Annotated in this window: 21 protein-coding genes; 11 read left to right on the top strand and 10 right to left on the bottom strand. The window is 68.2% G+C overall.

What is annotated here, in order from left to right; genetic code table 11:
- Positions 1-94: 94 nt before the first annotated feature.
- Complete coding sequence (locus tag DIE16_RS01180) at positions 95-1,513, top strand: cytochrome-c peroxidase (protein WP_124519601.1); 1,419 nt, start codon at positions 95-97, stop codon at positions 1,511-1,513.
- A gap of 24 nt (positions 1,514-1,537) precedes the next feature.
- On the opposite strand, the gene DIE16_RS01175 is transcribed toward DIE16_RS01180, so the two are convergent.
- The 3 genes from DIE16_RS01175 to DIE16_RS01165 form a co-directional block, all read right to left on the bottom strand.
- On the bottom strand, positions 1,538-2,269 hold the full coding sequence (locus tag DIE16_RS01175) for a class I SAM-dependent methyltransferase (protein ID WP_124519603.1): 732 nt from the start codon (positions 2,267-2,269) through the stop codon (positions 1,538-1,540).
- A 93-nt stretch (positions 2,270-2,362) separates the two neighbouring features.
- Positions 2,363-2,806, bottom strand: coding sequence for a type VI secretion system amidase immunity protein Tai4 (locus tag DIE16_RS01170; protein ID WP_124519494.1), 444 nt, complete (start codon positions 2,804-2,806; stop codon positions 2,363-2,365).
- Entirely contained in the window at positions 2,803-3,303 is a 501-nt protein-coding gene (locus DIE16_RS01165; RefSeq protein WP_082088418.1) for a type VI secretion system amidase effector protein Tae4, read from the bottom strand. The genes DIE16_RS01170 and DIE16_RS01165 overlap by 4 nt, the downstream gene beginning before the upstream one ends.
- A 299-nt stretch (positions 3,304-3,602) precedes the next feature.
- Here DIE16_RS01165 and DIE16_RS01160 point away from each other — a divergent pair, with 299 nt between their 5' ends.
- From DIE16_RS01160 to DIE16_RS01145, 4 genes are all read left to right on the top strand, one after another.
- The gene (locus DIE16_RS01160) at positions 3,603-4,313 is read left to right on the top strand and encodes a GntR family transcriptional regulator (protein WP_124519495.1); all 711 of its coding nucleotides are present in this window, start codon (positions 3,603-3,605) and stop codon (positions 4,311-4,313) included.
- Positions 4,314-4,386: 73 nt separating this feature from the next.
- Entirely contained in the window at positions 4,387-5,193 is an 807-nt protein-coding gene (locus DIE16_RS01155) for an SDR family oxidoreductase (protein ID WP_124519496.1), read from the top strand.
- Between the two features lie 35 nt (positions 5,194-5,228).
- A complete protein-coding gene (locus DIE16_RS01150) occupies positions 5,229-6,161 on the top strand; it encodes a 3-keto-5-aminohexanoate cleavage protein (RefSeq protein WP_044843057.1) in 933 nt (310 codons plus the stop codon).
- A 231-nt stretch (positions 6,162-6,392) separates the two neighbouring features.
- Positions 6,393-7,721 carry an MFS transporter gene (locus tag DIE16_RS01145; RefSeq protein WP_124891637.1) on the top strand — a complete coding sequence of 443 codons (1,329 nt, stop codon included), beginning with the start codon at positions 6,393-6,395 and terminating at the stop codon, positions 7,719-7,721.
- A 135-nt stretch (positions 7,722-7,856) separates the two neighbouring features.
- Here DIE16_RS01145 and DIE16_RS01140 read toward each other — a convergent pair whose 3' ends face one another.
- The 3 genes from DIE16_RS01140 to DIE16_RS01130 all read right to left on the bottom strand — a co-directional run bounded on the left by DIE16_RS01140 (position 7,857) and on the right by DIE16_RS01130 (position 11,161).
- Complete coding sequence (locus DIE16_RS01140; protein WP_124519606.1) at positions 7,857-9,191, bottom strand: chloride channel protein; 1,335 nt, start codon at positions 9,189-9,191, stop codon at positions 7,857-7,859.
- A gap of 188 nt (positions 9,192-9,379) precedes the next feature.
- Entirely contained in the window at positions 9,380-10,621 is a 1,242-nt protein-coding gene (gene codA, locus DIE16_RS01135) for a cytosine deaminase (protein WP_124519608.1), read from the bottom strand.
- Between the two features lie 75 nt (positions 10,622-10,696).
- Complete coding sequence (locus DIE16_RS01130) at positions 10,697-11,161, bottom strand: VOC family protein (protein WP_124519610.1); 465 nt, start codon at positions 11,159-11,161, stop codon at positions 10,697-10,699.
- A 308-nt stretch (positions 11,162-11,469) separates the two neighbouring features.
- On the opposite strand from DIE16_RS01130, the gene DIE16_RS01125 reads away from it, so the two are divergent.
- Positions 11,470-12,621, top strand: a complete 1,152-nt coding sequence (locus DIE16_RS01125; protein ID WP_044843051.1) for a porin — start codon at positions 11,470-11,472, stop codon at positions 12,619-12,621.
- A 223-nt stretch (positions 12,622-12,844) separates the two neighbouring features.
- Positions 12,845-13,147, top strand: coding sequence for a DUF4148 domain-containing protein (locus DIE16_RS01120; protein WP_124484885.1), 303 nt, complete (start codon positions 12,845-12,847; stop codon positions 13,145-13,147).
- Positions 13,148-13,296: 149 nt separating this feature from the next.
- Here the strand turns inward: DIE16_RS01120 and DIE16_RS01115 are convergent, their stop codons facing one another.
- On the bottom strand, positions 13,297-14,244 hold the full coding sequence (locus tag DIE16_RS01115; protein WP_124484886.1) for a LysR family transcriptional regulator: 948 nt from the start codon (positions 14,242-14,244) through the stop codon (positions 13,297-13,299).
- 191 nt (positions 14,245-14,435) lie between these two features.
- Between DIE16_RS01115 and DIE16_RS01110 the strand changes: the two genes are divergently transcribed.
- Both DIE16_RS01110 and DIE16_RS01105 read left to right on the top strand, forming a co-directional pair.
- Complete coding sequence (locus DIE16_RS01110; protein WP_124891636.1) at positions 14,436-16,619, top strand: FUSC family protein; 2,184 nt, start codon at positions 14,436-14,438, stop codon at positions 16,617-16,619.
- Between the two features lie 158 nt (positions 16,620-16,777).
- The gene (locus DIE16_RS01105; RefSeq protein WP_044843047.1) at positions 16,778-16,990 is read left to right on the top strand and encodes a hypothetical protein; all 213 of its coding nucleotides are present in this window, start codon (positions 16,778-16,780) and stop codon (positions 16,988-16,990) included.
- Positions 16,991-17,155: 165 nt separating this feature from the next.
- Here DIE16_RS01105 and DIE16_RS01100 read toward each other — a convergent pair whose 3' ends face one another.
- A complete protein-coding gene (locus DIE16_RS01100) occupies positions 17,156-18,265 on the bottom strand; it encodes a P1 family peptidase (RefSeq protein ID WP_124484888.1) in 1,110 nt (369 codons plus the stop codon).
- Positions 18,266-18,310: 45 nt separating this feature from the next.
- Positions 18,311-19,717 carry an APC family permease gene (locus DIE16_RS01095; RefSeq protein ID WP_044843045.1) on the bottom strand — a complete coding sequence of 469 codons (1,407 nt, stop codon included), beginning with the start codon at positions 19,715-19,717 and terminating at the stop codon, positions 18,311-18,313.
- 132 nt (positions 19,718-19,849) lie between these two features.
- Between DIE16_RS01095 and DIE16_RS01090 the strand changes: the two genes are divergently transcribed.
- Positions 19,850-20,650, top strand: coding sequence for a helix-turn-helix transcriptional regulator (locus DIE16_RS01090; protein WP_044843044.1), 801 nt, complete (start codon positions 19,850-19,852; stop codon positions 20,648-20,650).
- Positions 20,651-20,668: 18 nt separating this feature from the next.
- Here the strand turns inward: DIE16_RS01090 and DIE16_RS01085 are convergent, their stop codons facing one another.
- Positions 20,669-21,976, bottom strand: coding sequence for a cytochrome P450 (locus DIE16_RS01085; protein ID WP_409333435.1), 1,308 nt, complete (start codon positions 21,974-21,976; stop codon positions 20,669-20,671).
- 219 nt (positions 21,977-22,195) lie between these two features.
- Between DIE16_RS01085 and DIE16_RS01080 the strand changes: the two genes are divergently transcribed.
- Positions 22,196-23,134, top strand: a complete 939-nt coding sequence (locus DIE16_RS01080) for an AraC family transcriptional regulator (RefSeq protein ID WP_124484891.1) — start codon at positions 22,196-22,198, stop codon at positions 23,132-23,134.
- Positions 23,135-23,147: the final 13 nt, after the last annotated feature.

The following is a 23,147-nucleotide window of genomic DNA, read 5'->3' as shown; positions in this document are numbered from 1 at the left end:
GTCGCAGCAGGCAACAGCAGGCCGGCGCATCGTGCGCCGGCCGTTTCCGTTTAACGCGCCGCTTTCACACGGTGCCCGATTTTCGACCGACAGCATGACAGCTCGTCCCGCGTTCCCGTCTCCCGACGCATCCGGCGCCGCCGCGTCGCGTTCCCCTGCCCGCGTGCCGCGCCGCGCGGCGTTCGCGCTCGGCGCGGCCGTGCTCGGTTACGGCGCGTTCGCGATCGCGTTTCCGGCCCGTACGCCGGCGGCGATTGGCGACGTCGTCGCCGGCTGGACGGGTGCGAATCCGCATCCGGTCGTGCTGCAGCGCCCGGCCGCGCAGCCGCTGTCGGCGGTCGCGCAGCTCGGGCGCGCGCTGTTCGCCGATCCGTCGCTGTCGGCATCCGGCAAGCAGTCGTGCGCGTCGTGCCATAGCCCCGATCATGCGTACGGCCCGCCGAACGGGCTCGACGTGCAGCCGGGCGGCCTCGCGATGACGCAGCAGGGCTACCGCCCGCCGCCGTCGCTGATGTACCTGTATCGCCAGCCCAACTTCAGCATCGGCCCCGATGCCGGCGAAAACGACGCCGCGCCGAGCGTCGCACAGCAGGCGGCATCCGCGGCTGGCGTCGTCAAGGCGCAGAAGGTGGCCGGCACGTCGGCCGCGCCGCAACTCGTGCCGCAAGGCGGGATGTTCTGGGACGGCCGCGCCGATACGTTGCAGCAGCAAGCGTTCGGGCCGCTGCTGAATCCGGTCGAGATGGCCAATGCGAGCATCGACGACGTCGCGCGCAAGCTCGCGCAGTCGCCGCATCGCGCGCAGTTCGAGCAGTTGTTCGGGCCGCGTGTGTTCTCCACGCCGCAGCTCGCGGTGTCGGAGGCGATGTTCGCGATCGCGCGCTATCAGGTCGAGGATCCGTCGTTCCATCCGTACAGCAGCAAGTACGATCGCTGGCTCGAAGGCCGCGCGCGCCTCACGCAGGCCGAGTTGCGCGGGCTGAAGCTCTTCAACGATCCGGACAAGGCGAATTGCGCCGGCTGCCACCTGTCGAAGCCCGGCAAGGACGGCTTGCCGCCGATGTTTACCGACTACCAGTACGAGGCGCTCGGCGCGCCGCGCAACAAGGCGCTCGCGCAGAACCGCAACCCGGCGTTCTACGATCTCGGCGTGTGCGGGCCGTTCCGCGCGGACCTGAAGGACCAGACGCAGTACTGCGCGATGTTCCTCACGCCGACGCTGCGCAACGCGGCGACGCGCCACGTGTTCTTCCACAACGGCGTGTTCCATACGCTCGACCAGGTGATGGCGTTCTACAACGAGCGCAGCATCTCGCCGCAGAAGTTCTATCCGCGCGGCGCGGACGGCAAGCTCGACGTGTACGACGACATCCCGGCGAGGTACCGCGCGAACGTCGACGTGACGGATGCGCCGTTCGACCGCAAGCCCGGCGACAAGCCCGCGATGACCGAACAGGACATCAAGGATGTCGAAGCGTTTCTCGGCACGCTGACCGACGAGCCGGCACGCTGACGGCTGGCCCGCCGCCGCTTTTGGTCAGCGCTGCGCGCGGATGCAGAGGAACGCCGGCGCCAGCGACAGCTCCGCATGGAGCCGCTCCGACACGGCCTTCATCTCGGCCAGCGGCGTCGGTTCGACGAACCTGTCGAGCCGCCAGCCGGCGTCGGCGAGCGCGTTCAGGATGTCGGCAAGCGGCCGGCGCCACGCTTCGACATAGGGCTTCGGTTCGCCGAAACCCGACCAGTGGAAGCCGAAACGGCTCGTATCGAAGTACGTGGCGTCCCCGCGTGTGCGCTCGTCCATCCAGTCGCGCATCGGGTGCGCCATCGAGAACACGAGCGTCCCGCCGAGCCGTGCGACGCGTCTGAATTCACGCAGCGTCGGGGCGAGGTCACGCACGTAGTCGAGCGCGAGCGAGCACAGCACCTTGTCGACCGACGCGTCGGGCAGCCACGCGAGCGGCGCCTCCAGGTCGCCCTCCACGACGTCGACCGTGAGGCCTGCGCAGCGCGTTTGCGCGAGCGCGACCATCTCGGGCGTGATGTCGAATGCGTGGACGGTCGCGCCGTGACGCGCGAGGTGCGCGCTGCAGATGCCGGGCCCGCAGCCGGCGTCGAGCACCGTCAGGTCGTCGACGTCGCCGAGCAGTGCCATCGTTGTCGGACGCTCGTAGAGTGCGTTGTGCGCCTTGGTCGGCGCGATGTCCGCGTAGCGTTGCGCGAAGCTCGCATAGGCGCTGCGGGCGGACGGTTCGTTCGAATCGGGCATGCGGCATCCTTGGGCTAGGATTGGAAGATCGATTCTGCACGATCGGGGCGCGCATGGCGATGGTCGGGGCGCCGCCGCTGCGGCGCTTCAGAACTATCGCGGGTTCTCGGCCCGGTATGTGCTGTTGGGCCGCAGGACGAGCCGCTTCGCCGCCGCGTCGAGCTCCTTGCCGTGATACAGGTCCATGCATTTCAGGAAGTCGAATTTGACGTCCTTGATTTCCGACTCAACGACCGGATTCCGGTAATCGCGCGCCAGATACTTCGCGACCAGCGCTCGAACGACGTCCGGCGCGCGCTCCAGGTCGTAGTAAGTCCAGTCGCGCAGCGCGTTCGTGCTGCTGCCGATGTCCTTGCTTACGGCGGACTCCTGCCGATACGCAGTGGCCAGACACTGTGCGAGCGCCATGTCCTTGAAGTTCTGGATGTACGTACGTGAACCGGCCTCCGGCGAGGTTTGAGCCGCTTCCTTCGCTGACACCGCTGCAGGATGAAGTGCCGCACACGTCAGCGCGATCGCGATCCAGGCTTCCCTCATGACAGGCTCCAGAAATTCGCACGATCCGTACGATACCGTGCGCTCGGCTCATTGAAGTAGCAGCGGTCGTAACATGTATTTCCATTGAACAACGTTGCGTGACCCTGCGCGTCGCTCCAGCCGGAGACCTCGAACAGGATGACGCCTTGTCGCCCCGACAAGGGTCCACCGTTCGACGGCGGAAACCTGACTACCTCCGCCTTCCCCCACCGCTGCTCGAGAAAGCGATTCAAGTCACGAACGCGAAAAAAGTATTGCCGATTGTCTCCGCCCGATACCGTTTGCCCGGAAATTCGGGGAATCACCATGCCGGCCTCGCCGAGGATGTAGCTCATTCTCACCGCGCAGGTATTGCTCCACTGTTCCGAAGGGCTCGGATTGTTCACGTTCTTCTCGACGTATCCACCGATCATTTTCGCGACCCGTTCGCCGGAATTGGCCGGATCATAAATTCGCTGGGATGCCGCCCACGCAACGGCAAATGACGGTCGTTTCACTTTGGCTCCTTGTCATTGGAATGAAGTCGAATCGGCTGGCGTGCGTCGGAAAAATCACGGCCCCGCGTGGTTTCCTGACAGCCTTGGGGGCATTCGCCGCATGCATCATGATGCATTGATCGAAAGGTTTTTGTAATACCAATGCCGTGACGGTGGCAGGGGTACATCCGGCAGATTGCCGTGCTTCCCCCCTCGTTTTCCCCAACCCGAATCGCCTTGACTCCGCCCGCCCAATCGTCAAAACTTCACACATCTCAAGTGTGATCACAGATCGCAGATCAAACCCAGGAGAACCCGCCTTGGCGCCCCGTATCGTCCCGCCCGCACTGAAAGCCATCGAATCTGAAACGATGGCCGACAAGGTCTACCAGCAACTGCGCGAAGCGCTGATGAGCGGCCGATTCGCGCCTGGCCAGGCGCTGAGCCTGCGCAGCGTCGCCGAGGCCGTCGGCTCGTCGACGATGCCGGTGCGCGCCGCGCTCACGCGGCTGCGCGCCGAACGCGCGCTGGTCGACGGCCCTAACCGCGCGCTCGTCGTGCCGCCGATGACGCTCGACATGCTCGACGAACTGCGCGACGTGCGGATCGCGCTCGAAGGTTGCATCGCCGAGCGCGCATGCGCACGGATGACCGACGCGCAGATCGCCGCCGTGCGCAAGACTTGCGAGACGATGCAGGCGCACGTCGAGGCCGGCCGCTCGCGCGCCTACCTGCAAAGCAATTTTGCGTTCCACAGCGCGATCTACGCGCATGGCGCCAGCGAAAACACGCTCGCGATCGTCGAGAACCTGTGGATGCGCGTCGGTCCGTTCCTCAACATGGTCGCGCTCGATATCCCGCATATGCGGCGCTCGATGGACGCACACCGCGCGATCGTCGATGCCCTCGAGCGGCGCGACGGCGCGGGCGTGCGGGCCGGCATCGCGCTCGACATCGGCGGCGCCGCACACGACCTCGCCGAGACGCTGCGGGCCGAACAGACACCGCGGACCGTGAACGCGAAACCGTAGCGCCCGCTCGACGCGACCGGACGAATCGCGAGCGGCCCCAATCCGACTACATCAACGATGGAAACAACCCGGCATGACAGCTTCCGACCTGCTGAAACCCTATGACGGCCTGCGCGTCCTCGTGACGGGCGGCGCATCGGGCATCGGCCTCGAAATCGCCGGCGCGTTCGCCGAATGCGGCGCGCGCGTGCACGTGTGCGACGCGTCGCAAGCCGCGATCGCGGCGCTGGCGGACCGGCCGCCGCGCGCCGCAACCGGCGCGATCAGCGCAACGCTGGCCGACGTCTCCGACCCGGCGGCCGTCGAGCGCGTGTTCGCCGACGTATCGGCTACGCTCGGCGGCCTCGACGTGCTGGTCAACAACGCGGGCATCGCCGGCCCGACCGGCGGCATCGACGAAATCGACCCCGTGCAGTGGGAGCAGACCGTCGCGATCAATCTGAACGCGCAATTCCAGTTCGCTCGCCGCGCAGTGCCGCTGCTGCGCGACTCGAAACACGGCGGCGCGATCATCGCGCTGTCATCGGTCGCCGGCCGGCTCGGTTACGCGTTTCGTACGCCCTACGCGGCCACGAAATGGGCGGTGGTCGGTCTCGTGAAGAGCCTCGCGATCGAACTCGGGCCGCTCGGCATTCGCGTGAACGCGATCCAGCCCGGCATCGTGCGCGGCCCGCGGATGCGCCGCGTGATCGAGGCGCGCGCGCAGCAGCTCGGCATCGGCTACGACGAGATGGAGAAGCGCTATCTCGAGAAGATTTCGCTGCGACGCATGACCGATCCGGCCGAGATTGCCGCGACCGCGCTGTTCCTGTGCTCCCCGGGCGGGCATGGCATTACCGGGCAGGCGATCTCCGTCTGCGGCAACGTCGAAGTGCTCTGACGCCTCCCGCATCGTTCATCGAAAGGAATCCATCCGTGGCAAACGCTCGCAAAGTCATCATCACCTGTGCGCCGACCGGCGCGATCCATACGCCGTCGATGTCGCCGTACCTGCCCGTGACGCCGCACGAAATCGAAGCGGCGGCGGTCGCGGCCGCGCAGGCCGGCGCGGCGATCCTGCACCTGCACGCACGCAACCCGTCCGACGGCAAGCCGACGCAGGATCCAGCCGTGTTCGCCGAATTCCTGCCGCGCATCAAAGCGCAGACCGACGCGGTGATCAACCTCACGTCGGGCGGCAGCCCGCACATGACGGTCGACGAACGGTTGCAACCCGCGCTGCATTTCCAGCCCGAGGTCGCCTCGTTGAACATGGGCTCGATGAATTTCGGACTCTATCCGATGCTCGAGCGCTTTCGCGAACTGAAGCATCCGTGGGAGCGCGAACATCTCGAGAAAAGCCGCGATCTCGTATTCAAGAACACGTTCGCCGACATCGAGACGATCCTCACGCGCTGCGGCGCGAACGGCACGCGATTCGAATTCGAGTGCTACGACATCTCGCACCTGTACAACCTCGCGCACTTCGTCGACCGCGGGCTCGCGAAGCCGCCGTTCTTCGTGCAGAGCGTGTTCGGCTTGCTCGGCGGGATCGGCGCGCACCCGGAGGACCTGATGCACATGCGCCGCACGGCCGACCGTCTGTTCGGCGACGATTACGTGTGGTCGATACTCGGCGCGGGTCGCAACCAGATTCCGCTCGCGACGATCGGTGCCGCGCAAGGCGCGAATGTGCGCGTCGGGCTCGAGGATTCGCTGTGGATCGGGCCCGGCAAGCTCGCCGAATCGAGCGCCGCGCAGGTACTGAAGATGCGGCAGGTGCTCGAAGGCCTGTCGCTGGAGATCGCGACGCCGGCCGACGCGCGCGCGATGCTCAAGCTCAAGGGCGGCGACGCGGTCAAGTTCTAATCGCCGGGTTGCGCCCGACACCACGCAACACCAGGACCCGCAAGCGCAGAGACAAGGCGCCGGCCCGAGCCGGCCGGTGCCAGGATGCCTTCCATCGCCCCGCTCCCGTCGAGCGCCGCCGGCGCGGCTCCGTCGTCTGCCCCTCCGCTGCGCGCGACGCAGCGGCCTCAGCCGAACGCGGCACGCCGTGCTTGCCGTGTGCGCCCGTTCGCCATTACCGGAGTCGTCCGCATGTCCACTCATCACGCCCAGGCCCTGCCTTCCGCCGTCGGCGACGCAAGTGCGTCGCTGAACCGGCTGCTGTTTCGCAAACTGATGCCGCTGCTGATCGCCGCCTACGTAATCAGCTTCCTTGACCGCACCAACATTGCATTCGCAAAACACTCGATGGGTGTCGATCTCGGCATTTCATCGGCCGCCTACGGACTCGGCGCGGGCCTGTTCTTTCTCACCTACGCGCTATTCGAAATCCCGAGCAACCTGATCATGCACCGGGTGGGCGCGCGCTTCTGGATCACGCGAATCATGATCACGTGGGGTGCGTTGTCGATCGCGATGGCGTTCGTTGCCGGCCCGACGTCGTTTTACGTGATGCGCCTGCTGCTCGGCGCCGCCGAAGCCGGGCTGTTTCCGGGCGTGATGCTGTACCTCACGTACTGGTTCGGTCGCGAGGAACGTGCGCGGGCGACCGGCTATTTCCTCCTCGGCGTGTGCATCGCGAACATCGTCGGTGGTCCGCTGGCCGGCGCGCTGATCGAACTCGATGGAAGGCTCGGCTTCCACGGCTGGCAATGGCTGTTCGTCGTCGAGGGAATTCCGGCCGTCCTGCTCGCCTTCGTCGTGTGGACACGGCCGCCGGACCGCCCGAGCAGCGCGCCGTGGCTGTCCCCCGAAACCGGCCGCGCGCTCGAACGCACGCTGGCGGCGGAACAGGATGCAGGCGTTGCAACCCACGGCGGCCACGCGTTCGGTGCCGCGCTGCGCGATCCGCAGATCTGGCTCGCGATCTTCGTGTACTTCTGCCACCAGTTGACCATCTATACGGTGATCTTCTTCCTGCCCGGCATCATTGGCGCATCCGGACGCTTTTCGCCGTTCGCGGTGGGATTGCTGACCGCGTTGCCTTGGCTCGCTGCCGCCCTTGGCGCCGCCACACTGCCGCGCTTTGCGCGCGAGTCGCATCATTCGCGCCGGATACTGTGCGCCGGGCTCATCGTAATGGCCGCGGGAATGGTAGGTGCCGCGCATGCGTCGCCCGTGGCCGGTCTCGCTTGCGTGTGCGTCGCCGCGTCGATGTTCTTCGTCGTGCAGTCGATCGTGTTCACGTTTCCCGCGTCGCGACTCGCCGGCAGCGCACTGGCCGGCGGTCTCGGCCTCGTGAATACGTGCGGGCTGCTCGGCGGCTTCGTCGGGCCGACCGTCGTCGGCGCGATCGAACAGACGACCGGCAATGCGAAGAACGGGCTGACGCTGCTGGCAGCGGCGCTCGTCGTCGCAGCGTTCGCGAGCCTCGCGTTGCGTCACGGACACGAACGCGCCGACGCACGGTCGCGCGATTGAGGACCGGCGAAATCCTGCACAGAACCGGCAGACGCGCTTCGGCGTGATCCGTCGGGATACGGGCTGGAAACCGGCAAGGAAACGGGAAAAAGCGATGACAGGCAGCCCGCGCGCCGTAGCCTGTGCCGAGGAGGGCTACCGGGTCGCCGTCACCGGCGTGGCGACGGCCGCGGCCGCCCCCAGCCGCCCCTCCACCAGCCACTGCGCGAACCGGTACGCAACCAGCGAGCCCGCCACGGCCAGCAGCATCGGCACCAGGCTGTCGTGATTCGCGCGCGTGAATTCGAGCAGCAGCACGACGGCCGTGATCGGCATCTGCATCGACGCGGCGAGGAACGCGGTCGCGCCGACCAGCGCGCATCCGCCGATCGACGCGCCCGGCCACACGAGGCTCCACAGCCCGCCGAGCACGACGCCGAGCAGGGCGCCGTTCGCGAGACCGGGCGTCAGCAGCCCGCCCTCCGCCCCCGCGCGCAGGCTGCCCGCCTCGATCGCCACCTTCAGCACGAGCAGCGTCGCCGCGAGCCCGATCGTCAGCGTGCCGTCGAAGCCCATCGAAGCCGGCCCCTTGCCGTTGCCGAGCAGTTGCGGAAAGCGCATCGCCAGCACACCGATCACCGCGAAGTTGACCAGCGCGAGCACCGGCAGCAGCCGGCCCTTCGGCGCGTCGGCCCGTGCGCGGCTCGTGAGCCGCACGAAGCCGTACGCGGCGAAACCGAACAGCGGCCCGCAGACGATCGACCACGCGACGAGCGGCGTACTCAGCATGAACGCAGGCACCGTGTACTGATGTTCGTTGCCGAGGCCGATCCATGCGACGGCCGCCGCGATCGCCGAGGTGACGACGGCCACCACCAGCGCGCGCAGTTCGAACGTGCCGAGCAGCACTTCGAGCACGAACACCGCACCGCCGAGCGGCACGTTGTAGACGGCCGCGAGCCCGGCACCCGCGCCGCACGCGACCATCAGCCGGCAGTCGGCGGGCGTCAACCCCGCGCGGTGCGCGAACTGCCCGGCCAGCAGCGAGCCGATCTCGCGCGGCGCGACTTCGCGGCCGAGCGGCGAACCGAGCGCAACGGTGACGATCTGCAGCAGCGCGTGCACCGTCGTGCTGACGAACGGCATCCGCGGATCGGCGGCACGCACGGCACGGCGGATGCTGACGAGCGGCCGGCCGTAGCGGTACAGCGCCCACCAGCCGCCGCCCGCGACCAGCCCGCAGACGACGAGCACCGCGAGCCGGCGCAGCGGGTCGGCCTGGCTCACGCCGGTAAGGAAGCTTTCGGTGCCGACCACGTGCGCGAGGCTGTAGTCGTACGCGACGTGCTGGATCGCGTGCAGCAGCAGCGCGAGCAGCATCCCACCGACACCCGCGCCGACGCCGGTCAGGATCGTGACGGCAGCCATCCGCGCGAACGGACTGGCGGACGGCGAGGAAGACACGGGAGCAGACGGAAGATCGAGGCGCATGAGGTCGGCGGACGATGATTGACAAGACGGCGCGCACCATGCACGCCGCCGTCAGGACCGCATCGTAGGCGTCGATCTCTCATGAGACAAACGTATTTTTCTGATCAACTCATGCATTCAGCGCATACAAGAAAGACGGCAGTTCCCGACGGGGCGTGCCGCCGTCCACCGCCGTCGCCGCATCCGCGTCACTCCGGATACGTGACGCGCTCCGGCTCGCGCCGCATGATCACCTTCCCGTGGCGCACCGACAGCGTGGCCTTCACCTGCCGGCGCACGGCTTCATAGTCGCAGTCGGCATCGAGCACGACCAGGTTCGCCGGCCGCCCGACCGCGATCCCGTAGCCGTCGCCGAGATGCATCGTCGTCGCGCTGTGATCGGTCACGAAGTCGAGGCAGCGCTGCAGGTCCTGGTAGCCCATCATGTGGCAGATGTGCAGGCCGGCGTCGAGCACGCGCAGGATGTTGCCGTTGCCGAGCGGATACCACGGATCCTTGATCGAATCCTGTCCGAAGCACACGTTCAGGCCCGCGCGATCGAGTTCCGCGACACGCGTGAGCCCGCGCCGCTTCGGAAACGTGTCGAAGCGCCCCTGCAGATGAATGCTCTCGGTCGGGCACGACACGAAGTTCAGGCCCGCGCGCTTCAGCAGCCGGAACAGCTTCGAGCAATACGCGTTGTCGTACGAGCCCATCGCGGTCGTGTGGCTCGCGGTCACGCGCGCGCCCATGCCGCGCACGCGCGCCTCTTCCGCGAGGACTTCCAGAAAGCGCGAATGCGGATCGTCGGTCTCGTCGCAGTGCACGTCGACGAGGCAGCCGGTGCGCTCGGCCAGCTCCATCAGGAAGCGGATCGAGCTGACGCCCTGCTCGCGCGTGTTCTCGAAATGCGGGATCCCGCCGACGACGTCCGCGCCGAGTTCGATCGCCTGCGCCATCAGCGCGCGGCCGCCGTCGAACGACTCGATGCCTTCCTGCGGAAACGCGACGATCTGCAGGTCGATCAGCCCGCGCGCCTCGTCCTTCACTTCGAGCATCGCCTTCAGCGCGGCCAGCGTCGGATCGGTGACGTCGACATGGGTGCGCACGTGCTGGATGCCGTGATCGCGCAACATGCCGATCGCCGCATGCGCGCGCGTCTTCGTGTCCTCGTGCGTGATCGTCGCCTTGCGCTCGGACCAGCGCTCGATGCCCTCGAACAGCGTGCCGCTCATGTTCCAGGCCGGCTCGCCGGCCGTGAGCACCGCATCGAGATGGATATGCGGTTCGACGAGCGGCGGAATTGCGAGACGGCCGCCCGCATCGACATCGCCGGCGCCGACCGATGTGACCGGCGCGGCCTGCGCGTCGATCCGCGCGATCCGGTCGCCGTCGATGCCGATCGTGAACAGCCCGTCGCGGCCGCGCAGGCGTGCATTGAAGAGGTTCATGGTGGGTCCAAGCGTCATGCGGCGTCAGCGCGCCGCGTGGTGGGGAAAAACCGGCTCCTGCGATGCGTGCCGCGCTTATTTGAAATCCTCGATCGTCAGGCCGGTCGCCGCGCTCATCTCGTCGTTCGCCACGTCGCGCACGTGCTTGCCGAACGTCCACACATGCCGGCCGGGATCGCGCGCGCGATACATGCGATCGCCGTAGAACTGGTCGGCCGGCGCCTGCAGGATCTCCGCGCCGGCCGCACGCGCGCGTTCGCAGTGCGCGTCGATGTCGGCGTCGTCGGGAAGATGCACGTGGACGTGCTGCGTGTTCCGGTCGCCCGTGTCGTGCGGCGACGCGATGAAGTCGGCCCACGCGCCGCCGATCATGACGAGGCCGTCGCCGAATCTCATTTCGGCGTGCGCGATGTCGCCTTCCGGCGTGGTGACGACCAGCGCGCGCTCGAAGCCGAATGCGCGTTCGAGCCACGCGAGCGCGGCTTTCGGGTCGCGGTAGCACAGCGCGGCACTCAAGGAAGGACGGCGCGGCGTGGTCATCGGGGGCTCCGGATCTCGGCAATGGTCTGCCCATTCTCCACGCGCGCGGCGCGGCGATCAACTCCCGCGCCGGCGACGCGCGTGTTGTCAATGCGCGACACGGCATGCGCGACCGACCGACCGCTCGCGTCGCGCCGTCGGCGAAAACGCACGCCGTCCGGCCTCCGGACCGATTTGTGAACGCCGTGTGACGCACTCTTGCGCAACTCGCAACGGTGTACTCGCGCGCCTGCGGCCGGAATCGCGCGACCCCGCCCCTACACTTGCGCCGAACTTTGGTCACCCGTCCCACACGCAGGAGCTGTTACATGCACAAAACGAACAAAACCCTGATTGCCGCCGCATCCGCCGCCGCACTCTTCGCCCCGCTCGCGCACGCCCAGAGCTCGGTCACGCTGTACGGCCTGATCGACGCCGGCATCGCGTACACCAACAACGCCGGCGGCGCATCGCTGTGGCGCATGACCTCCGGCACGGTCAACGGCAGCCGCTTCGGCCTGCGCGGCACGGAAGATCTCGGCGGCGGCCTGAAGGCGCTGTTCGTCCTGGAGAACGGCTTCAACGTGAACAACGGCGCGCTCGGGCAGGACGGCAAGCTGTTCGGCCGCCACGCGTATGTCGGCCTGACCAGCAGCGGCTACGGCACGCTGACGCTCGGCCGCCAGTACGACACGATGGTCGACTTCGTCGCGCCGCTGTCCGCGACGGCCGGCGACTTCGGCGATACCGGCTTCGCGCATCCGTTCGACAACGACAACCTGAACCACTCGGTGCGCATCAACAACGCGGTGAAGTACACGAGCGACACGATCGCGGGCTTCAAGGTCGGCGCGCTGTACGGCTTCTCGAACTCGACGAACTTCGCCGGCAACCGCGCGTACAGCGTCGCGGCAAGCTACACGAACGGCCCGCTGAAGCTGGCCGGCGCGTACCTGCAGATGAACGGCACGAAGGGCTCGACGAGCGCAAGCCCGGGCGCGACCGACGTGGCCGAAGCGAAGAGCGTGAGCCAGGGCGGCTGGTCGGTGGGCGCGGACCGCATGCGCTCGTACGGCGGCGGTGTCAGCTACGTGTTCGGTCCGGCGACGGTCGGCTTCGTCTATACGCGCTCGCAGTACGACAACTCGGGCTCGTTCGGTTCCACCGGCCAGGTCGCGTTCAACAACTACGACGTGAACGTGCGCTATGCGGTGACGCCGGCCGTCAGTCTCGGCGCGGCCTACGTGTACACGGACGCCAGCGTGTCGAACCCGGACAGCAAGCACGGCACCGATCCGAAGTGGCATCAGGTCGACCTGCAGGCCGTGTACAAGCTGTCGCGCCGCACCGACCTGTACGCGGAAGCGATGTACCAGCACGCGTCGGGCCGCGGCTACCAGGCCTTCATCAACACGTCGGGCGGCGCCTCGAGCACCGCGAACCAGATCGTCGGCACGATCGGCATGCGCACGCGATTCTGAGTTCCGCGCCGCGTGAGCGCCCGTCGCCCGTCCGCCAGGACCCTGTCCTGGCGGACGGGTTCGCGCGCTGTGGGCGACGTGCACCAATGTTGTTCCATCTGGAAAGCTGCCTGCCCGGAATCGGGGTTTTTGTGCGCGCGTGTGCTGCATAGACTGGCATCGACGGTTCGGATCGCGCGTCGATCACCGGACCGGCCTCATACCCCGTCTACTGGAGAACATCGTGAAATCGCTCGTCGTTACCGCCGCCGCTGCCGTCCTGCTTGCCGCACCGGCCCTGTCGTTCGCTCAGTCCGCCAAGGCGCCCGTCACGCGCGCACAGGTGCTGCAGGAGCTCTATGACCTCGAATCGGTCGGCTACAACCCGTCGCTCGGCGACGCCGGCAACTATCCGGACGACATCATGGCCGCGCAGGAACGCCTGGCAGCAAAACGGCTCGCCGAGCACAAGGCCGCGCAACGCGCATATGGCCCGGCCGGTGCGGGCGCAACGGAATCGGGCGTGGCGGCAAAGCCCGCGCTGTGAAGACACGCAGCAACGCCGCACCCGCGTGACATGCGTCCCGCGGGCGCGGCGGAAATCGCGCGAAACGGTTCGTCACGATGGATGCGGCCGGACAGCGTGCCGTCCGGCACGCGGCCATCTCGTCCTGGATTCGCTCTCGGGCTGCCTGATCAGGCAGCCTGCGGCTCGCGGTCGATCGCGTTCAGCATCTCGACGTCGCGAGCAATCATCCCCGGCACCTGCGCACGCAGCATCTCGACCCAGGTGCGCACCTTCGCGTCGATGAAGCGGCGCGACGGATACAGCGCATACACGTTCATCTTCTGCAGGATGTGCCCGGGCAGCACGCGCACGAGCGTACCGTCCTGCAGCGCGTCGATCGCCGCATACAGCGGCAGCATGCCGATCCCGATACCGTCGCGGATCGCGAGCGCGAGCGACTCGGCCGTATTGGTCTGCACCGGCCCGGTGACATGGATCTGCTCGATGCCGTCGGCGCCTTCAAGCACCCATTCGTGGGTCGGGAACGCCGGCGTGCAAAGTGTCAGGCACGCGTGCGCGCCGAGATCCTGCGGGCGGGCCGGCGCGCCGTGGCGCTTCACGTACTCGGGCGACGCGCACAGGATGCTGAAGGTCGAGCCGAGCAGGTGCGACACGAGCTCCGAGTCGGGCAGCGACGATGCGGTCACGACCGCCATGTCGCTCGTGCCGTCGAACAGGTCGGGCATGCGCTGCGACAGCGACAGCTCGATCGACACGTCCGGATATTGCGTGTGGTAGCGCGTGAGCGCGGGCATCACGTAGTGATGGCCGACACTCGCGAAGCTGTGCATGCGCAGCACGCCGGCCGGCCGTTCGTGCGCGCAACTCGCCTCCTCCTCGGCGCGATCGACGTCGGCAAGAATCTGGCGGCAGCGCCGCAGATAGCTTTCGCCGGCCGACGTCAGCGCGAGGCGGCGCGTCGAGCGATTCATCAGACGGGTGCGCAGGCGCGCCTCGAGCTCCGACACCGCGCGCGACATCGCGCCCGTCGTCGAATTCAGCGATTGCGCGGCCGCGGTGAAACTGCCCGTCTCGACGACGCGCGTAAACACCCGCATGTTTTGTAGGGTATCCATTCCTGTGAGCCACCTGTAGCGGAGCCGCTATTTTCCTCCAGCGGATGCGACAGATTGTTACGCGGCCTGCAACTATCGTTTCCCCGTAGCTGCGTTAATGCCCGCGCGCCGCACTCCTACAATCGGCGCCTCACCAGTCGAACGGACCCGTCCGGACGCGCCGCGGCACCGCACGCGCCCCGCTTTTTTTCATGAAGCCACAACCTGCGATCGAGCGACCTTCCATCGAACCGGCCCGATGGAGAACCCGGCTCGATCCGCTCGGCGGCGCCGCGCGCGACTGGGCCGCGACCGACGGGCTGATCTGGCTGCATCTCGCCAAGACCGTGCTCGCCGCGCTGCTCGCGATGGGGATCGCGATGCGGCTCGAGATGTCGCAGCCGCGCACGGCGATGACGACCGTGTTCGTGCTGATGCAGCCGCTGTCGGGGATGGTGTTCGCGAAGAGCTTCTACCGCATGCTCGGCACGGCGGCCGGCCTCGTCGCCGCGCTCGCGCTCGGCGGGCTGTTCGCGCAGCAGCCGGAGCTCTACATGGCCGGCATCACGCTGTGGGTCGGCGGCTGCATCGCGCTCGCGGTGCGCAACCGCCATTTCCGCTGGTACGGGTTCGTGCTCGCCGGCTACACCGCCGCACTGATCGGCCTGCCCGCGGTGATGACGCCGCAGACGCTGTTCCAGTCCGCGCTCACGCGCGCCGCGGAAGTCGCGCTCGGCATCGCATGCTCCGGCGCGGTCAGCGCGCTGATCCTGCCGCTCAGTTCCGCGAAAGCGCTGATGCGCTCGCTGAGCGCGCGTCATGTGAAGTTCGCGGCATTCGCGGCCGGCGCGCTGTCGGGCGACCTCGCGCGCGGCGACTTCGAGCGGCGCTTCGCCGATTTCGTCGACGAGATCGTCGGGTTCGAGGCCAACCGCGCGTTCGCGTCGTTCGAGGATCCGCACATTCGCGCGCGCAGCCGCCGGCTCGCGCGGCTCAACAGCGAGTTCATGAATGCGTGCACGCGCCTGCATGCGCTGCACCAGCTCGTCAAACGCCTGCGCGCGAACCGGTCGGACGCGGTGCTCGACGCACTCGCGCCGCACATCGATGCGCTCGCGCAGCGGATCACCGCATTGCGCGACGAGCGGCAGCGCGGCATCACGTCGACCACCGGCGCACTGCTCGAACTGCGCCGCTTTCACGCCGCGTTGCCGAAGGCCGCGCGCGCCTCGCGTCGCGCGATCGAGGATCACGCGGCCGGCGGCCTGCTCGACTTCGACACCGCGATCGAGCTGATGTATCGCTTCATCGGCGAGTATCTCGGCTACGCCGACACCAACGCATCGCTCGATCGCGACGATCACGCGTTCGAACGCTCGGTCACGCACTACGCGGTGAAGACCAATTCGTTCTTCGTCGGCTTCGCGTTCCTGCGCACGCTCGTCGCCGTCGGCGCGATGAGCGCGTTCTGGCTCGCGTCCGAATGGCCGAGCGGCTCGCTCGCCGTGATCGCGACCGCGATCGCGTGCGCGCTCAGCTCGACGTCGCCGCGCGCACCGAAGTTCGTCGCGCAGATGGGCGTCGGCGCGGCGTTCGCGACCGCCGTCGGCTACGTGTTCCTCTGCTACGTCTATCCGAACATCGACGGTTTTCCGCTGCTGTGCGCGGCACTCGCGCCGGTGCTCGGCATCGGCGCGTTCCTCGCGATGCGCCCGGGCCTGTCAGGTTACGGCATCGGCTTCGCGGTGTTCTTCTGCCTGCTCGCGGGCCCCGACAACGCGATCGCGTATACGCCCGAGGTGCTGATCAACAACGGCTTCGCCGTCGTCGTCGCGATGCTCGCTTGCTCGATCGTGTTCGCCGTGGTGTTTCCGACCCACATGCCGTGGCTCACGTCGCGGATCGCGCACGACCTGCGCCGCCAGGTCACGTTCGCGTGCGAAGGCGCGCGCGACGGGCTCGCCGCGCGCTTCCAGTCGAGCACGCACGACCTGATGGCGCAGCTGCGCACGCTGCTCGTCAAGCGCACGCGACAACATCGCGACGCACTGCGCTGGATGCTCTCGACGCTCGAAGTCGGCCACGCGGTGATCGACCTGCGCGACGAGCTGCACGGGTTCTGCGAATCGAAACCGCCGCAGACGCTGCGCTGGACCGCCTCGGTCGACGCGGTGCTGCACGAGCTGCCGCGCTTCTTCGACGATCCGACGCCGGGCCATCATGCGCGCACGCTCAAATCGGTGAACCTGTCGATTCGCGCCGCGCAGCACACGCTGCACGCATGGTACGCGGTGCCCGATGAACGCCACCGCATGCAGCGCATCGTCGGCTGCCTGCACTTCATTCGCAGCGCGCTGCTGGACAAGGATGCGCCGTTCAACCGCCATCGTCATTGAGCGCCGACGAGGGTCGGCGGGAGATCGATGCGTACGCAACGTCACCCTTGTTCCGATTGGAAATAAGCTCTGCACCCGCGGTGATTAATTTCCAGGCAGGGCGAGCCTATAGTTTCCTCACTGCCAGCGAGACTGGCACTGACCCAGGAGAAACCGAAATGAAGCCGCTGCACCTCGCCCTCGTTGCCCTGTCGCTCACCGCCGCCGTCGCGCACGCGCAGAGCGCGCCGGCCGACGTCGCGCAACAACCGGCGAACCGCGCCGAAGCCGTCCAGGCCTCGGGCCGCGTCGATCGTGCGCAATCGAAGCAGGAAGACCCGAACGCATGCGTGGGCCCCGTCAGCTTCTGCAACGTCTACTTCGGCAGCTGAGCATGACGCCGCGTCGTCACGGCCGGGCTCGCCGCGCGCACATCGCACGTATCGCACGTATCGCACGTATCGCACGTATCGCCTGCGCGCGTGCACGACGAGCCGGCCGATCGCCGCAACGACACTGCCCGCCACGCCGCTTCGATTGAAGCGGCGCATGCCGTTTCAGGCGCCGCGCACCGGCCGCCACCCCACTTCGCGCAACGCATCCAGCAAGCGCGCCTGCCCCAGCCCTTCGACCCGCGCGCCGCGCGACTCGACGTCGCTCCCCGCGACCAGCGCATTCACGATCGCTTCCTCCACCGCTTCCGCCGCGGCGACGAACAGTGCGGAGATGTGGTCGTTGTTCACCATCTTCACGGCCGTCGTCGGCGCGCCCTTGCTGCCGTAGTTCGCGGCGGGCAAGCCGTCGTTCCCTGTTGCGAACGCAAGGAAGATGTCGCCGCTCGAATCCTCGGTGCCGCCGCCGACGCGTGCCAGCCCGACGCTCGCACGCTGCGCGAGGCGCGTGCATTGATGCGGCAGCAGCGGCGCGTCGGTCGCGATCGTGACGACGATCGAACCCATCCCGGCCTCGCCCTGCCCGTCGGGCGCGCGAAACGGCGAAGGCACGTGCCGCAGCACGTCGCCGACCGGATAACCGGCCACGCGCAGCATCTCGCGCACGCCGTAGTTCGCCTGCACGAGCGCGCCGACGGTCCAGCCGCCCGCGTCGGCCGTCACCACCCGCGACGCGGTGCCGATGCCGCCCTTGAACTCGTGGCAGATCATGCCGGTGCCGCCGCCGACGCCGCCTTCGGCGACCGGCCCCGACTGTGCGGCGGCCAGCGCGCGCAGCACGTGCTCGGCGCGCACGTGCTGCCCCCAGATGTCGTTGAGCAGGCCGTCGTAGGTTTCCATCACGACCGGCATGCACCAGTACACGCGGCCGGCCGCCGCCTCGCGTTCGTTCGCGACCAGCGCATCGCGCACCGCGCCGACGCTGTGCGTGTTCGTATAGGCGATCGGCGTCGTCAGCAGGCCGGCTTCGCGGATCCATTCGAGCCCGGTCGCGTCGCCGTTGCCGTTCAGCACATGGACGCCCGCGAAGCACGGCGAATCGTGCGCGGCACCCGCGCGCGGCTCGATCACGGTCACGCCGGTGCGGATCGATGCATCGCCGTTCTCGACGTTCAGCGTGCAATGTCCAACCCGCACGCCCGGTACGTCCGTGATCGCGTTGAAGCGGCCCGGCGTGCCGAGTCCGATGCGGATGCCGAGATCCCTCGTGCGCATGATGCAATTCCTCCAGTCTTTCAATGGTTGAGTGTGTCGGGTGGTTCAGAGCGAGCGGAACGCATCGCTGTGGCGGGCCCAGACCGCATACATCGCGAGCGCGGCCACCAGCAGAGCGCCGATGATGATCAGGTCGGTCGGCTTGGTCGCCGTCGCCAGCGTCGTGTAGAGCGTGTATGCGGCACCCGCGACCGCGACGAGCGGCGTCACGGGCCACAGCGGCATCCGGTAATGATGCTCGACGTCGCGGCGCACGAGCCGGCTCGCGAGCGCGGCCAGCCCGACGACCAGGTAGATCAGCAGCAGCAGGTCGACCGTGAACGCGGTCAGCTCGTCGAGACTCGACACGAACACCAGCCCCGACGACGGCACGGCGAGCGCGAGCGTCGCGAGCCACGGCGATTCGAAGCGCGGATGGATCGTCGAGAACGCGCGGTTGCAGGTGCGCGACCAGAGCGCATGGCGGCCGCTGCTGTACAGCAGGCGCCCCATCGTGATCACGATCGCGATGATCGCGTTGAATACCGACAGGAAGATCCCGCCGCTGACCGCGCGCGACACCGCCGGGTTGCTCAGCGAGCGCACGACATAGCCGATCGGGTCGGCGCTCTTCGTCAGTTCCGTCAGCGACGGCGCGCCGAGCACGATCGCGGTGAGCGGAATCAGTTCGACGACGAGGATCACCAGCAGCGAATAGATCACCGCTTTCGCGACGTTGCGGTTGCCGCCGCGCAGGTCTTCCGCGAGATAGGCGGCGGAGCCGAAGCCGTTGTAGCAGAAGATCGCCGTGCCGATCGCGGGCACGATCGCCGCGAGCGTGGCCGGCACCAGCGCATTGCCGCTCGCGACGACCGGCGCGACCAGTGCGTCCGCGCCGCGATGCGGCGAGCCGAAGCCGAGCCCCGCAATCAGCATCAGCACGCCGATCTCGACGACGAGAAACGCGCCGGTGATCCATGCGTTCGTCTTGATGTTCAGCATGCCGAGCACGTAGCTGAGCAACACGATCGTCAACGCGACCGACTGGTTGCTGAAGTGCGTGCCGAGCGCGTTGTTCAGGTAGGGCGCGGCACCGCTTGCGAGCACCGCGGGAATGAACACGCTGACGGACAGCACCGTGATGAAGGTCAGATAGCCGGGCAGCGTGCCGAACACGCGTTTGGCCATCACGTATTCGCCGCCCGCGCTGCGGTGCGCGGCGCTGAGCTCCGCGTAGCAGAGCGCGAACGCGAGCGCGAGCACGCCGCCGAGCAGGAACGACAGCACCGCGCCGCTGCCGGCCTGCTGGATCGCGAACGGCGCGATCACGAAGATCGAGCTGGCGGGCGTCACGCCCGACACGGTGATCATCACCGCGTCGCGCACGCTGAGCGTCTGCGACAACGCGCGCGGCGCGCCTTCCGTGGCAGGCGTCGCTTGCAGCGTGCCCGTCGATTCCGACATCATCGCCATTTCGTTCTCCTGTTGCTTCTGTCCTGCGCTTTTTTGAACACCCATACTCGGGCCCGATTGATTGCGTGGCAGTCTAGGAAGCCAATTTCAGGACCGCTATTCCCCCTTCGTGTTACACCCTTCGGTGGTGATATGGATCGACTCTTCTCCGAAATCGCGATGCACCAGGCGCTCGGCCGCGCGATCGATCATCTCGGCCAGCCGCGCTTCTGGCGTTTCCTGGTGCTGCTGCTCAACGAAATGGTGCCGTTCGACAACGCGCTCGCGACCGCGATCGGCCGCGACGGCGTGCCGCTCGTCCTCGACGAATACGACACGGGCGGCACCGACAGCGCGTCGCCGGTGCCGCTTTACCTCAACGGGTTGTATCTGCTCGATCCGTTCCTGCAGGCCGCGCACGACGGGCTCGCCGACGGCTGCTACCGGCTCGAGGAGGTCGCGCCCGACCTGTTCCGGCAGAGCGAGTATTTCCTGAACTACTTCCGCCACGCGGTCGGCGACGATGAAATCCAGATCCTGCTGCGGCCGAACCCCGACCTGCTGCTGTCGTTGTCGCTCGGCGCGGCCGCGCGCTTCGACGTCGAACCGCTCGGCAAGCTGACGGCCGCGATGCCGTGGGTGCTCGCGACGATCCGGCAGCACTGGCGGCTGGTGGGCGATGCCGCGCGCGTGACACCCGACGACGATCTCGGCGCGCGCGTCGAGCAGGCGCTCGCGCGCTTCGGCGCGGGCGTGCTGACCGATCGCGAGATGTCGATCGCGCGAATGGTGCTGCGCGGCAATTCGTCGAAGGCGATCGCCGAGCGGCTGGCGATTTCACCGGAAACGGTGAAGGTGCATCGGCGGCATCTTTACGCGAAACTCGGGATCTCGTCGCAGCCGGAGCTGTTTTCGCGGTTCATCCAGGCGCTTGGGGAGGATGCGGCGGGGTAAACGCGACACGCCGCCGCGTTACGACAACGCGACGTCCGCCGCCAGCCCGGTCGGCGCGATCGCCACGTGCAGGGCGCGCTCGGGCCGCAACGTCACGTTCAGCGCCGCGCGCGGCGCCGCCATGCCGGGCGGCACGGACAATTCATGGCGCTGCAGGATCATCGCCGCCACCACCGTCATCTCCGTCATCGCCAGATGCTGCCCGAGGCACACGCGCGGCCCCGTGCCGAACGGCAGGTATGCGCCGCGCGGAATCGCCGGCGCGTCGTCGGCGAAGCGCTCGGGCCGGAAGGCCCGCGGCTCCGGAAACCATCGTGCATCGTGATGCATCAGCTGAATCGGCAGCATGAACAGCGTCCGCGCCGGAAACTGCCATGCGCCCAGCGCGACCGGCCGCAATGCGCGACGGCTGATCAGGATCGGTGCCGCCGGATACAGGCGCATCGTTTCCTCGAGCGTCTGCGTCAGGTATCGCAATGCGGGGCGCGTGTCGGCGGTCGGCGCACGGCCGCCCAGCACGCGCACGACCTCGTCGCGCGCGGCGGCCTGCGCGGCCGGATTCGCGGCCATGTTCCATACCCACCAGGTCAGCGTGGCCGCGGCCGTCTCGTGGCCGGCCAGGAATGCCGTCATGCACTCGTCGTGCACGGCCCGCAGCGGCCATGCGTACCCGTCGGCACGGTGCAGCCGCAACAGGCGCGACAGCAGGTCGTCCGGCCAGCCGTGCTCCGGCATGTCGAGACGCGCATGCAGTTGCCGGTCGATCAGTCCGTTCAGCACCGCCAGCGCCCGCGCCTTGCCGCGCTTCCACGGCATCCAGTCCGGCGCGCTGGCCGGCTGGTAGAACTCCGCGTTCGCCGCCGCGCCCACCGTGCGCACGGCCTCTTCGGCAACGCGCGCGTGTGCGCCGATCGAATCCGAGAACATCGTGCGCATGATCACGTCCATCGCCAGCGACGTCAGCGCGCTCTCGACCGGCCAGTGTGCGTCGCACGCGGGCCACTGCGCGAGCGCACGACCGGCTGTCGCGGCGATCGACGGCACGAACGCCTGCACCGGTTTCGGCGCGAAGTTCGCCTGCAGCGCGTGCCGCTTGTCGCGCCATGCGTCGCCCTCGGCGACCAGCACGCTGCGCCCGTGAACCCGCGAGAACACGCGAATGCCGCGCTCCCAGCGCACGAACGCATCGTGATGCGTGACCAGCAGCTCGCGCACGAGCGCGGGATCGGTCACGACCACCGCATGTTCGGGCCACATGCGCAGGTGCACGACGTCGCCATGCGCACGCTGCCAGCCTGCGAGCGCGCCGGTCAGGTCGCGCGACATCGCGCGCAGCAGCGGCCACCCCGTCAGGCCGGCTCGCGGCCCCGGCGGCCATACGCCGGGCGGGTGAAGCACGGGAGACGCATCAGCGGCGTCCGCATGAAACGGGCATCGGGAAGAGGATCGTGGGTTCATGCTCCGGATTGTCCGGATCGACACGCTGCCGGTCTTGAACGCAAACGACATCGACACGTGCGGCGCCGGTCCCTATACTCCGGCGTCATGCCCTCCGGTCCGTCTCCGAATCCGTCACCGTGTCCCGATCCGCACGCGCGTGCGCCGCGCGTGCGGTGCGACGGCCGGTCGCCGCCCACGCGGCTGTATCCGCCGCCGGCCGCGCTGCGAGGCGCGGTCGCCGCGATCGTCTGCCGCGACACGCGCGGCTTCGCGTTGAGCGACGCGCAGCGGCTCACGCATTTCCCCGCGTCGCCGATCGTCTGCCTGTCGTGGTATCGCGGCTTCGACGTCGGGCTCGTCCGGTGCACGGACGACGGCCCCGTATGGCGGCCGTTCGGCGCATCGGCGACGCTGTCGGGCAGCCAGTCGATGCCGGTCGCGAGCTGGGCGCCGACGGGCGGACAAGGCGGCATCGTCTGCCTGCATGCCGATGCTGCGCGCGCGCTGTTCGGCGTCGCGCTGCCGGCGATCCACGACACCTTCGTCGACGCACATGCATGCCTCGACGACAGCTGGCGGCCGCTGCTGGATGCGCTCGCCGATGCCGAGCACGACGACGACGCGCTGGCCGCGCTCGACCGACACCTCGCGCCGCGCTGGCATGCGCTGCGCGGCAGCGTGTCGCCGCTGTCGTCGCTGCGCGATGCCGGGCGCAGCTGGGTCGGGCGGCTCGCGTCGATCGCGCGCGAATGGCGGCACACCCACAGCCCGCGCCAGGTGGAACGGCGCATCAAGGCGTACAGCGGGCGCTCGTTGCGCGACTGGCAAATGCTGGTGCGCACCGAAGGCGTGTTCTTCGCCGCGCGCGACCGGCAGGACGCCGGACAACCGGTCGACTGGGCCGCGCTCGCGCTGGACGAAGGGTTCGCCGACCAGGCGCACCTGAGCCGCGCGACGCGGCGCATCACGGGCTTCTCGCCAACCGAGTTCGTGCGGCGCTTCGCCGAGGACGAATCGTTCTGGATGTACCGGCTCTGGGTGTGACCTGCCGCTGCAC

The sequence above is a fragment of the Burkholderia sp. Bp9090 genome, from assembly GCF_003857985.1.
Classification (GTDB): domain Bacteria; phylum Pseudomonadota; class Gammaproteobacteria; order Burkholderiales; family Burkholderiaceae; genus Burkholderia.
The sequence above is the reverse complement of the archived record's forward strand: the minus strand, read 5'-3'. Positions and strand labels throughout refer to the sequence as shown.

Bases quoted from the DNA above. Each gene is read 5' to 3' on its own strand.
- DIE16_RS01180 (WP_124519601.1), top strand. From the start codon at position 95: ATGACAGCTCGTCCCGCGTTCCCGTCTCCCGACGCATCCGGCGCCGCC.
- DIE16_RS01175 (WP_124519603.1), bottom strand. From the start codon at position 2,269: ATGCCCGATTCGAACGAACCGTCCGCCCGCAGCGCCTATGCGAGCTTC.
- DIE16_RS01170 (WP_124519494.1), bottom strand. From the start codon at position 2,806: ATGAGGGAAGCCTGGATCGCGATCGCGCTGACGTGTGCGGCACTTCAT.
- DIE16_RS01155 (WP_124519496.1), top strand. From the start codon at position 4,387: ATGACAGCTTCCGACCTGCTGAAACCCTATGACGGCCTGCGCGTCCTC.
- DIE16_RS01145 (WP_124891637.1), top strand. From the start codon at position 6,393: ATGTCCACTCATCACGCCCAGGCCCTGCCTTCCGCCGTCGGCGACGCA.
- DIE16_RS01140 (WP_124519606.1), bottom strand. From the start codon at position 9,191: ATGCGCCTCGATCTTCCGTCTGCTCCCGTGTCTTCCTCGCCGTCCGCC.
- codA (WP_124519608.1), bottom strand. From the start codon at position 10,621: ATGAACCTCTTCAATGCACGCCTGCGCGGCCGCGACGGGCTGTTCACG.
- DIE16_RS01130 (WP_124519610.1), bottom strand. From the start codon at position 11,161: ATGACCACGCCGCGCCGTCCTTCCTTGAGTGCCGCGCTGTGCTACCGC.
- DIE16_RS01125 (WP_044843051.1), top strand. From the start codon at position 11,470: ATGCACAAAACGAACAAAACCCTGATTGCCGCCGCATCCGCCGCCGCA.
- DIE16_RS01115 (WP_124484886.1), bottom strand. From the start codon at position 14,244: ATGGATACCCTACAAAACATGCGGGTGTTTACGCGCGTCGTCGAGACG.
- DIE16_RS01110 (WP_124891636.1), top strand. From the start codon at position 14,436: ATGAAGCCACAACCTGCGATCGAGCGACCTTCCATCGAACCGGCCCGA.
- DIE16_RS01105 (WP_044843047.1), top strand. From the start codon at position 16,778: ATGAAGCCGCTGCACCTCGCCCTCGTTGCCCTGTCGCTCACCGCCGCC.
- DIE16_RS01100 (WP_124484888.1), bottom strand. From the start codon at position 18,265: ATGCGCACGAGGGATCTCGGCATCCGCATCGGACTCGGCACGCCGGGC.
- DIE16_RS01095 (WP_044843045.1), bottom strand. From the start codon at position 19,717: ATGGCGATGATGTCGGAATCGACGGGCACGCTGCAAGCGACGCCTGCC.
- DIE16_RS01090 (WP_044843044.1), top strand. From the start codon at position 19,850: ATGGATCGACTCTTCTCCGAAATCGCGATGCACCAGGCGCTCGGCCGC.
- DIE16_RS01085 (WP_409333435.1), bottom strand. From the start codon at position 21,976: ATGTCGCGCGACCTGACCGGCGCGCTCGCAGGCTGGCAGCGTGCGCAT.
- DIE16_RS01080 (WP_124484891.1), top strand. From the start codon at position 22,196: ATGCCCTCCGGTCCGTCTCCGAATCCGTCACCGTGTCCCGATCCGCAC.